The 12,425-nt window shown below is 46.9% G+C and carries 5 protein-coding genes; all 5 read left to right on the forward strand.

Annotation, left to right across the window (positions count from 1 at the left end):
- Positions 1-22 precede the first annotated feature (22 nt).
- Positions 23-1,063: a UDP-glucose--hexose-1-phosphate uridylyltransferase gene (locus tag GLV81_RS05080; RefSeq protein ID WP_157477422.1), complete on the forward strand. Its 1,041-nt coding sequence runs from the start codon at positions 23-25 to the stop codon at positions 1,061-1,063.
- 180 nt (positions 1,064-1,243) lie between these two features.
- Complete coding sequence (gene lacZ / locus GLV81_RS05085; RefSeq protein WP_197428952.1) at positions 1,244-4,348, forward strand: beta-galactosidase, LacZ type; 3,105 nt, start codon at positions 1,244-1,246, stop codon at positions 4,346-4,348.
- 364 nt (positions 4,349-4,712) lie between these two features.
- Entirely contained in the window at positions 4,713-7,745 is a 3,033-nt protein-coding gene (locus tag GLV81_RS05090) for a SusC/RagA family TonB-linked outer membrane protein (RefSeq protein WP_197428953.1), read from the forward strand.
- 85 nt (positions 7,746-7,830) lie between these two features.
- Positions 7,831-9,387 carry a RagB/SusD family nutrient uptake outer membrane protein gene (locus tag GLV81_RS05095; protein ID WP_197428954.1) on the forward strand — a complete coding sequence of 519 codons (1,557 nt, stop codon included), beginning with the start codon at positions 7,831-7,833 and terminating at the stop codon, positions 9,385-9,387.
- Positions 9,388-9,487: 100 nt separating this feature from the next.
- Positions 9,488-12,424, forward strand: a complete 2,937-nt coding sequence (locus GLV81_RS05100; protein WP_246186260.1) for a family 43 glycosylhydrolase — start codon at positions 9,488-9,490, stop codon at positions 12,422-12,424.
- Position 12,425: the final 1 nt, after the last annotated feature.

Here is a 12,425-nt window from a genome sequence, read left to right on the forward strand (position 1 = left end):
GCGAAAACAGAAGGAGCACAAGATGTTTAGCATTCACGAACATGCACATACAAGATTGAATTTACTTACCGGCGATTGGGTGTTGGTATCGCCACACCGTACCAAACGACCATGGCAGGGCAAAGTAGAAACACTGCCCGCCGACAATCGACCGGCGTACGATGCTACCTGCTACTTATGCCCCGGCAATAAACGGGCCGATGGTGCTACCAATCCTGACTATACCGATTCATTTGTGTTTGTCAATGATTTTTCGGCATTGCTGACCGATACGCCCGATGGAGATGTAAACATTAATGGATTGCTGCAGGCCAAAAGCGCCAAAGGCATTTGCAAAGTCATCAGCTTTTCGCCCGATCATAGCAAAACTTTGCCAACGCTGCCCGTAAGTACCATTGCCAAAGTGATTGATTTGTGGTGTGCTGAAATGACGAGCATTGCGCAGGACAAAGACATTCAGTACATCCAGATTTTTGAAAACAAGGGTGATATTATGGGCTGCTCCAACCCGCACCCACACGGACAAATTTGGGCACAAAACAGTGTGCCGCTTGAAGTAAGTAAAGAGACGAAGCAGCAGCAGCAATACTACGAACGTTACTGGCGCACCTTGCTCAGCGATTATGTAAACACCGAGCTACAACAGCAGGAGCGGATAGTGCTGGAGCATGAGCATTTTGTAGCATTGGTTCCCTTTTGGGCGGTATGGCCATTCGAAACGATGATTGTGCCCAAACGCCCCATGGCGCAAATCAATGAGATGACGCAAGATGAACGACTAGCATTTGCCATCATGCTCAAAGAACTCACTGCCAAGTATGATAATCTTTTTCATGTTTCCTTTCCTTATTCGGCCGGTATCCATCAGGCGCCGGTGAATAACGGGCAACATCCGGCGTGGCACTGGCACATGCATTTTTACCCGCCATTGCTTCGCTCTGCTACTGTGAAAAAATTTATGGTTGGCTACGAAATGCTGGCCAATCCACAACGGGATGTAACGCCAGAGTGGGCCGCAGAAAGATTGCGTAGCTTGCCGGTAAAGCATTATAAAGAAATGTAGTACCTGTAGGCCAAAAGCCTATAGTATAGGTAAGTAAAGAATGACTAGATCTTTTCATAAGCAAGTAATCGTACCGGCTGTGTCTACGGCTGGTGGTTTTTTTGTTTGTATGATGTATATCAAAGTTCCGGTGACGGAAAAATGGAAACTTGCCGCAAGGCAATCAAAATGAAACGTTGTATGAAAAAATGGTTTGTAATGTTGATGGGTTGTGCAAGCATGCTGCAGTTGGCTGCACAAAACATTTGGGAAAACCCCACAGTGTATGAGGAAAACAAAGAAAAGCCGCATACCAGTTTTATGCTGTATCAGCAGGCAGCAGATGTGAATGCAGATGATTTTGCAGCATCAGCCTGGCATCAATCACTCAATGGTACCTGGAAGTTTGTGTACGCTGCCAATGTAGAATCTTCGCTCAAAGATTTTTACAGCGATGCAGTAAACACGCAATCGTGGAAGAACATTCCAGTGCCTTCCAATTGGGAACTGCAAGGGTTTGGTACGCCTATTTATACCAACATTACGTATCCGTTTCCTAAAAATCCTCCGTATGTAGGCAAAGACAATCCGGTAGGTACCTACCGCAAAACATTTACCGTGCCCGATACCTGGAGCGATAAAGAAGTGATACTGCATTTTGGTTCCATATCGGGCTGTGCATTTGTGTATGTAAACGGACAAAAAGTAGGTATGTCGAAAGTGGCTAAAACAGCAGCTGAATTCAACATTACCAAACTGCTGCGCAAAGGGGAAAACCAATTGGCGGTGCAGGTATACCGCTGGCACGATGGCAGCTATCTGGAAGACCAGGACTTTTGGCGTTTGAGTGGTATTGAAAGAGATGTTTTTTTGATGGCCATGCCGAAGCAAACCATTTGGGATTATTTTTTGAAAGCAGATTTGGATGCACAATACAAAATCGGCAGGTTTTCGGCAACCGTTGATATCAGAGACTTTACAGAACGTACTCCTACGAAAGGAAGCATCGTAGTAAGTGTTGTTAGCAAGGCAGGTTTTGTAGCTTTTACGCAAACTCAAGCGTACACAACCAATGCTGCAGTTACATCAGTACAATTTAGCGGGGCTATTAAAAATGTAGCCAAGTGGACTGCAGAAACGCCGAATTTGTATCAGGTAATCATTGAGCAAAAAGACGCCAGTGGTGCAACGGTAGCGTATACGGGTAGCCGCATTGGTTTCCGGAAAGTGGAGATTAAAAATGCGCAACTAATGATAAATGGTGTGCCGCTAAATGTGCATGGTGTAAACCGCCACGAGCATGATGATGTGCTGGGTCACGTGCCTACCAAAGAGCTCATGCTGAAAGACATTCAACTCATGAAGTTGAACAACATCAACTCGGTTCGAACCTGTCATTATCCCAACGATCCGCTGTGGTACAAACTCTGCGATGAATATGGTTTGTATCTGGTAGATGAAGCCAATATTGAAAGCCACGGCATGGGTGCAGAAGGACAAAGCTGGTTTGATAAAGAACAACATGTAGCGTACCGTCCGGAGTGGGCTGCGGCACACCTCGACCGCCATCGTCGTATGGTAGAAAGAGATAAGAACCATGCTTCCGTTATTATCTGGAGCCTTGGCAATGAATGTGGTAACGGACCAGTTTTCTTTGATGCCTATAAGTGGATAAAAGAAAGAGACAACACAAGGCCTGTACAATTTGAACAATCAAAAGAAGCAGCCAATACTGATATTGTTTGCCCCATGTATCCTCGCATTGAGCACATGCGTCAGTATGCGAATGACAGCACAAAGACAAGACCGTATATCATGTGTGAATACTCTCATGCCATGGGTAACAGCAACGGCAACTTCAGAGAGTATTTCAATATTATTCGCAGCAGCAAGCACATGCAAGGTGGCTTTATTTGGGACTGGGTAGATCAGGGTTTTAAACAGCAAACGGCAGATGGCCGCACCTACTGGGGTTACGGAGGCGATTTGGGCAGCTACCTCTACCTCAACGATGAAAACTTTTGCAGCAATGGTTTGATTGCTGCCGACCGCACCCCTCACCCCGGCTTGTACGAAGTAAAAAATGTATACGCACCCATTCAGTTTACAGCTGTGGATGCCTCCAAAGGCATTATTGCGGTTGAAAACCTATTTGAATTTACAGCTTTAAACAATCATGCTTTTCAATGGGAAGTGCTGCGCAACGGTCTTTCTTATGCTAAAGGTTCGTTTACTGTTACGGCGGCGCCACACAGCAAGCAAACAGTGCAGGTGTCATTGCCCGCAACCGATGCTACCGCAGAATGGATGCTCAACGTATTTGCATTTACGACAACGGCCAATGCCACGGCCTTGGTGCCTGCCGGTCATGAAGTAGCCCGTGCACAGTTTGCCATTGCCGGTACGTATGCAGTTACGGCCAACAAGGGTGCCGGTTTGACGATAGAAAAAGATGCTAAGTTGCTCAAGTTTACTGCCGGTGATGTATCGGGAGAGTTTGACCTCAACCGTGGCCAGTTTAAAAAGTACAGCAAGAAAGATGCTTTGGAATTGACCCAATTGCCTACACCTTATTTCTGGCGGGCACCTACCGACAATGACTTTGGCAACAGCATGCCACAGCAGTTGGGTATTTGGCGTTCGGCACACCAGCAGGCACAGGTAAAAAAAGTAACCGTGGGCGAACAAACAGCTGCCGGATTGCCCATTGAAGTACAAATGGAACTGACCGGTATCAATGTGCCGTACAGCATTCAGTATGTCATCTTAAACAATGGTAGCATACAGGTAACCGCCAGCATGGATATGACCAACCGTTCATTGCCAGAAATGCCCCGTTACGGTATGCGTATGCAACTACCTCCGGCTTTCGATAGCCTGCGCTACTACGGCCGCGGTCCTTGGGAAAATTATACCGACCGCAATGAGTCGGCACTGCTGGGCGTATATGCCGACAAAGTGGCCAATCAGTTTACAGCCAATTACATTCGGCCACAAGAAAACGGTTACAAAACCGATGTGCGTTGGGTGCAACTGACCAATAGCAAAGGCCATGGCCTGCGGGTAGAAGGAGTACAACCAATTTGCTTTAGTGCGTTGCACCACAGTGCCGAAAGCATGGACCCCGGCATGACTAAAAAACAACAGCATCCGACCGACCTTCGTCCCGATAAAAATGTATACCTCCACATTGATTTGAAACAACGTGGGGTAGGTGGCGATGACAGCTGGGGTGCCTTGCCACATGCACAGTACAGGCTTACCCAAAAGCAATACAGCTACAGCTACATTTTGCAATTGCAATAGCATCGCTTACTTCAATTGATCAATACAAATACCCGTCGGGAAATGCGTATGGCACCGGCGGGTATTTTTTTATGCATTGCTGTGGCTGCCAACGTTGTTGCGGTACACAGAGCCGCTGCATTCGAAGGGGGGATTTAGCGAAAGCCTTGCCGGCATTGAATTTCAAGAAATGGGGGAGTGAATTTTACCCCCAAAGGCTGCCGTCAGAAAAAAGCTGCAAATACTGAAAATACCCCCCTTTTTTTACTATTCACCCCCCTAGGTAAGCGTATACAATTGCTCACTTTCAACCTATGAAAATGTGCAAGGCAGTATAACGAGCTGTTCTCCTCATTTTCTATTCATCAACTTCAATTGCTGTCCTATGACGAAAAAATCCCGATTGTTTGGGAGGATGAACGCTGCTGTCAGCTTCGCCTCCTACGGAAAAAGCGTAGCTGCTTTTCTCTTGTTTGTTTCGATGCTGTTGGCATCGCTGAGTTCGCAAGTATTTGCTCAATCAACCAAAGTAACCGGCACCATTAAGGATGCTGAAACGGGTGACCCCATTGTTTCGGCAACGGTGATGCTGAAATCAAAAAAAGCGGCCACTACTACAGATGCTTTAGGCCTGTTTAGTATTTCGGCTGTGGCCGGCGATGTGCTGGTCATTTCCAACGTGGGTTTTCAAACACTTGAAGTACCTGTAGATCTTACAGCACCCATGACCATTCAATTAAAAGCAACCAACCGCCAGTTGGGCGAAGTGGTAGTGGTAGGTTATGGTACCCGCAAACGTTCCGACATTACCGGTGCGGTAGCTTCAGTTCCTAAAACCCGTTTATCGCAGTTGCCGGTCACCAATGTGCTGCATGCCATTGAAGGTTCGGTAGCAGGGGTAAACATCACCCAAAACTCCAATGTGCCGGGTAGCTCAGCTTCGGTATTGGTGCGGGGGCAAAATACCATTACCGCCGGCACAGGTCCGTTTATTGTGGTAGATGGTGTGCCCTTCAGCAAAACCGGTAGTGTAACCAATGACATCAACCCCAACGATATTGCTTCCATCGAGATATTGAAAGACGCCAGTGCCACGGCTATATATGGTGTAAATGGTGCGAATGGTGTTATTCTCATTACTACCAAAAGAGGCACCACAGGCAAGCCGGTGATTAAATACAATGCCTACATGGGTTTGGACAACCTGGCACATATCCTCGATCCATCGAGCCCGGAAGCATACGTAAAAAAATATGCCGATTGGTGGAAACAGGTCAACCCGACTTCTACCCAAACCAATGTGCTGCCCACACAATTTGAAAGAGCCAACTATGCCGCCGGCAAAAAAGTAGACTGGCTGGATGAAGTGTTGCAGCAAGGCATTATGCAAGACCATAACCTGAGCATTTCTGGTGGGTCAAAAGATTTTCGCTACTACGTAAGCGGCGACTTTATGAAACAACAGGGCGCCGTAAAAGGGTATCAGTACAAACGGGCGAACCTGCGTGCTAATCTCGATGCTACCATCACTGATTATCTGACCATTGGTACCACCATTTCTTACACCAACAACAACTACGATGGTGGCCGTGCCAACTTCTACCTGGCTACTGCTATGAGTCCGTATGGCTCTTTGTACGATGCCAATGGCAACTATGCCATTTACCCCATGTACGAAGAATTGTTGTACAAAAATCCACTGAGTGGTTTGAACAACGACCGCACTGACCGCAGCAATAATTTGATTGGAAACGGATATGCCGAAATCAAATTTGGCGGTGCCTTGCAAGGGTTGAAATACCGCTTCAATGCGGGCTACACATTTGTAACCACAAGGTATGGCTACTATGAAGGCCGCAGTTTCGACAACCAATTGGGCACTGCCAATGTGAGCAGTTCTGAAACCAACAACTGGGTAGCAGAAAACATTCTCACCTATACAAAAGACTTCGGTATGCATCACCTCGATTTTACCGGATTGTATAGTGCTCAACAACGTAACTACTTTACCTACGGGGCAAACGCTACCGGCTTCATCAACGATGAACTTTCATACAACCGTTTGGAAGCAGGCGCCACACAAACATCGAGCTCTTACCGCGATAAGTACAGCCTCAACTCTATGATGGCAAGGGTAAACTATACCTATGATGGTCGCTATTTGCTCACCGCCACCATTCGTCGTGATGGCTCAAGTGTAATGGGCGGCAACACCAGCAAGTATGGCAATTTTCCATCGGTAGCTGTGGGCTGGAACATCACCCGCGAAAAATTCATGCAAAGCCAAAAGGTAGTAGACAACCTGAAACTGCGCAGCTCTTATGGTATGGCGGGCAATGAAGCCATTTCTGTATATGGCACCATTACCACTGCCGGTACTGTTCGTTTTCCATTTGGTGGCAACTCTACCATTGGTGTGTTGGCCAGCAATTTGGGTAATGGCAACCTGCATTGGGAAAGTGCAAAAACACTCAACGTTGGTCTCGACTTTGCTGTGTTGAAAAACAGAATCAATGGTACGTTGGATTACTACAGCACTCAAACTTCAGATTTGTTGCTGCGCAGAAACCTGCCCATTATTACTGGTTATGGCAGCATTCTCGACAACCTGGGTAAAACAGCCAACAGAGGTATTGAGCTGATGCTGAATGCTGATGTTATTTCGAAGAAAGATTTTAAATGGCAGGCCTCTGTAAACTTTGCAACCAACAAAAACAAGATTGTTGATTTGTATGGCGATGGTAAAGATGACATTGGCAACCGCTGGTTTATTGGTAAGCCCATCGGCATCATCTGGGATTACAAAATGGTGGGTGTATGGCAAGAAGGCGAAGATGCTTCACAGTGGGACCCTGGTGCCAAGCCTGGCGATCTGAAATTTGCCGACATCAATGGCGATAAAAAAATTACAGCAGATGACCGCACCGTGTTGGGACAAACCGCACCCAAGTGGACAGGTGGTATCACCAATACTTTCCACTACAAAAATTTCCACCTCAATATTTTTATTCAAACATTCCAGGGTGCATTGCGCAATAACGTAACGCTGACTTATGCCGACGAAGCAGGCCGTATGAATATTCCTGCAGAAACCGGCTACTGGACAGCAGAGAACAAGAGCAATACACGTCCATCGTTGCGCTATACCAACCCTCGTGGTTATGGCTATGCTTCCGACAACAGCTACACCCGTTTGAAAGATGTAACACTGAGCTACGTATTTCCACAAAGTGCACTCGACAGAATGAAACTTGCTGCCATGACGTTGTATGTGAGTGGTCGTAACCTCTACACATTTACCAACTGGGTTGGTTGGGATCCTGAATTCAACTATTCTTTCCGCGGTTCCGGCGATTGGACCAACAACTACCCACAAACAAGAACCATTGTGTTTGGTGTAAACGTTTCGCTCCGTTGATTGCTCACCTCAAAATTCTGTTTCACATGAAGAAGCATATAAAATACCTGCTATATACTGCCACAGCTTTGTTGAGTTTGTCGGCATGCAAAAAGATTTTCTGGATGAAGATGTGTATTCATCCTACGCCCCCGCCACCTTGTCCGATTCATTGGGTTTTGAAGCCTCTGTAGTGGGCTTGCACAACCTCATGAGCACTTTTTTTAGCTATAGCGATCCGCAAGGCTGGCCCAGTGTGTGGCACAGCGGCACCGACGTGGCTTGGGTGCCACCTACACAGCGTCAGGGCATCGAAATTCCTTACTACGATTACAACCAACTCATCACTACCGATGGTGCGGCTTCGTATACCTGGAGCTGGAGCTATCGCATGATTAACAACGCCAATATTCTTATTAAAAATGCCGAAAATCCAAACCTCACCGGCATGACCCAAAAGAACAAAGACCAGATAGCCGGCGAAGCAAAATTCTTCCGTGCTTATGCGTACAATATTTTGGCAACGTTGTTTGGAAAAGTACCATTGGTAACGGATCCATTGTCATCGCCTAAAACAGATTTCACCCGCACTTCTCTCGATTCGGTAAATGCGCAAATAGAAAAAGACTTGTTGTTTGCCGCAGACAAACTGCCCGACATCGACAATGTGAAATCGAATTCAAAAGGTAAAATGTATGGCCGTATCAACAAGGCCATGGCCAGCCAGTTGTTGGCAGAAGCATACCTGCGCATGGGCAAGCCTGCACTGGCCGAAGCACAATGCGATTTGGTCATCAACAGTGGTAAGTTTAGTCTTACTACTGCCCGCTATGGCAAAAACCTGAACCTGCCCGGCGATCCATTCAGCGACATGTTTGTGTATGGCAACCAGCGTCGTTCGCAGGGCAACCGCGAAGCCATTTGGGTGTTGGAGCAAGAGAACCCCAGCACAGTAGTGGGTGGTATTACCAATAACCCGCAGCAGCGGCGCAACTGGGGTGCAGCCTACTATCAAATTGCCGGCATGACCATTTGTGATTCACTGGGAGGCCGCGGTATTGCCCGTCTTCGCCTTACCAACTGGGTGATTTATGATCTGTATGAAAAAACAGACATGCGCAATTCTGAAAACAACCTGCGCCATCGTTTTTATTACAACACGCCGGGCAATGCCAACTTCGGCAAAGAAGTGCCTTATACAGGTGCAGATACCGTGTTTAAAATTGCACCGCACACTACCAAGTGGTACCAGTTTGATCCGAATGATGTATTTGGGTTTGCCATGATTAAAGATTTTATGTTGATGCGTTTGGGTGAAACCTATTTGCTGAAAGCAGAAGCACAATTCCGTCAGGGAAAATTGGGCGATGCTGCTACCACCATCAATGTTATTCGTGGCAGGGCAGGTGCCAGCCCCGTGAGTGCCGCCGATATTACACTCGACTTCATACTGGATGAAAGAGCCCGTGAGTTGCTGGCCGAAGAAAACCGCCGCATGACGCTGATGCGTACCGGCACCTTGGTTACCCGTACCGTGAAGTACAACACACAACAACACAATCCTGTGCTGGGACTTGCGGCCAAACATTTGTTGCTGCCCATTCCGCAGTCAGAAATCAACCTGAACAAGGACGCCGTACTGGAACAGAACCCCGGTTATTAAATCATGTCTTTTTCTCATAACAAGTTGTAGTTTGCCTGGCTGGTTGATGCATGCATGATGCTGCATCAGCCAGCCTTTTTTCAAGTTTAGATGAATTGTTATGCAAAGAGTTGCCAGCTGTTTTTTTCTGTTGTTGTTGCTACAAGGTTCAGGTGTGTTTGCACAAATGCAAAAGCGTACTGCAGGTACAAAAGCCAAGCCTGCTATGGCGGGATATTTGTTCGCCTACTTTACGGGCAACGCAAAAGCGGAAGAGCAAATACATTTTGCATTGAGTAGCGATGGGTTGTCATTCCGTGCTTTGAATCACAACAAACCAGTACTCTCCAGTGCTGCCATCAGCAGTACAGGCGGTGTCAGAGATCCGCATATTTTGCGGGGTGAGGATGGCAAAACATTTTACATGGTAGCTACCGATATGGTGTCGGCCAACGGGTGGAGTTCTAACCGGGCTATGGTATTGCTGAAATCCACCGACTTAATCAACTGGACATCTAGTGTGGTAAAAATTCAGCAGCGGTTTGCAGGGCAAGACAGCCTGCTTCGGGTGTGGGCCCCACAAACCATTTACGACAAACACAGCGGCCGCTACATGTTGTATTGGTCGATGAAACATGGCAATGAACCTGATAAGATTTATTACGCTTTCGCCAACAAAGAATTTACCAATTTGGCTACTGAGCCGAAGCAACTCTTTTACAGCCCGGATAACGCAGCTTGTATTGATGGTGACATTGTAGAGAAAGATGGTAAGTATTATTTGTTTTTTAAAACGGAAGACCGCCACCCCGGCATAAAAGTAGCCGTGTCGGAAAAGCTTACGGGCGGATATACCATGCAAACCGCAGACTACGTACAGCAAACCAATAAACCGGTTGAAGGTGCAGGTACTTTTAAACTAAATGATGGCAGTGGTTTTGTGTTGATGTATGATATGTACACCAGCAGCCGGTATCAATTTACCAAAACAACCGACCTGAAGAATTTCACCATTATCGATGCAGAAATTTCGATGAACTTTCACCCACGGCACGGTACAGTAATGCCTGTAACGGAAGCAGAATGCCAACGCTTGCTGAGTAAGTGGGGAACAGTGGAAGATGCATTTGCGTTTCCGGCAAATGCAGCCATTAAACCCATCAACACTGTGGTGGATAGTACCCAAAAGAGCATCACTATTTCACTACAACCTGGCACAAGTTTCAATCAGTTCAATCCGCAATGGCGCCCATTGCCCGGTGCCCGTGTGCAGCTGCTGACGCCCGGTTTTGTAAATGGTAAAGCCAGCTATCAGGTGTCGCTGGGCAATCAGCCAACCGAAGTGTGGACAGTGCAGCTCACTACGCCGCACAACCCTGTATTGGCGGGCTATTACGCCGATCCGGATATTTTGTACGCAAAGCAAACAGGTAAGTATTACATCTATCCCACCAGCGATGGATTCAATGGTTGGTCGGGTACCTATTTCAAAGCTTTTTCGAGCACCGATTTGGTAAGCTGGCAAGATGAAGGCGTGATACTTGATTTGGATAAAGATGTGAGTTGGGCCAAACGCAATGCATGGGCGCCTTGCATTATCGAAAAGAAAATCAATGGCCGCTATAAATACTTTTACTACTTCACTGCTGCGCAAAAAATTGGTGTGGCAGTAGCCGATCATCCAACAGGTCCGTTTACCGATATTGGCAAACCATTGATTGCAGAAAGACCTGCCGGTGTAAAAGGCGGACAAGAAATTGACCCCGAAGTATTTGAAGATCCGAAAACCGGAAAAACGTACTTGTATTGGGGCAATGGACACATGGCCGTGGTAGAACTAAATGAAGACATGATTTCTTACAAGCCGGAAAGCTTGCAGATTATTACACCCACCGACAATACATTTCGGGAAGGCACCACCGTTTTTTACAGAAATGGCTTGTATTATTTTTTGTGGAGTGAAGACGATACAAGAAGCGTAAACTACCGGGTGCGGTATGGTACAGCTGCATCGCCATTGGGCCCCATACAAATACCCGCCAACAATTTGGTGCTTGCCAAAGATGAATCGAAAGGCATTTACGGTACGGGGCACAACTCGGTATTGAATGTGCCCGGCACCGATGCCTGGTACATTGTTTACCATCGGTTTAATTATCCCAATGGAATAGGCATGGGAAGTGCCGCCGGCTTTCACCGCGAAGTATGCATCGATAAAATGGAATTTTTACCAGATGGCAGTATTGCTTTTGTAAAGCCTACGCATGAAGGCGTTGCGGCACTGCCTGCTGCTAACACTGGCCAATACAAACTGGTTTGGGCCGATGAGTTTAACGAAGCTGGAAAACCGGATACTGCCAAATGGAGTTACGAGCATGGATTTGTGCGCAATGAAGAAGCGCAATGGTACCAACCTGAGAATGCATTTTGTACCAATGGTAAGCTCATTATTGAAACCAGAAAAGAAGCAAAACCCAACCCCAATTTTGTGGCAGGAAGTAACAACTGGCGCACCAATCGGGACAGCATTCGCTTCACTTCTGCCTGCCTTATTACCAAAGGCAAACACACATGGCAGTATGGTCGCTTTGAGATGCGGGCAAAGATTGACATTCGTGCAGGCATGTGGCCGGCGTGGTGGACTTTGGGCATCAGCAAGCCTTGGCCCGCCAATGGCGAAATCGACATCATGGAATATTACAGGGGAAAGCTGCTGGCCAATATTGCCAGCCTCGGTGCCAATAAAAAGGCGGCTTGGTTCAGCAATACATTCAGTACGGATTCTTTGGGTGGAGCCGCATGGGCCAGCAAGTTTCATGTGTGGCGCATGGATTGGACAAAAGATGAGATTGCTTTATACGTGGACGATGTGTTGTTGAATAAAACTGCTGTTGCATTGCTGACAAATAAAGATGGATCGGGTTTTAATCCGTTTCTGCAACCGCACTACATGCTACTGAATGTAGCCGTAGGTGGTATGAATGGTGGCGATCCATCGGGTACTACATTCCCAACAAGAATGGAAGTGGATTATGTGCGGGTGTATCAATATGAATAAG

It is taken from the genome of Phnomibacter ginsenosidimutans, assembly GCF_009740285.1.
In the GTDB taxonomy this organism is placed as follows: Bacteria; Bacteroidota; Bacteroidia; order Chitinophagales; family Chitinophagaceae; genus Phnomibacter; species Phnomibacter ginsenosidimutans.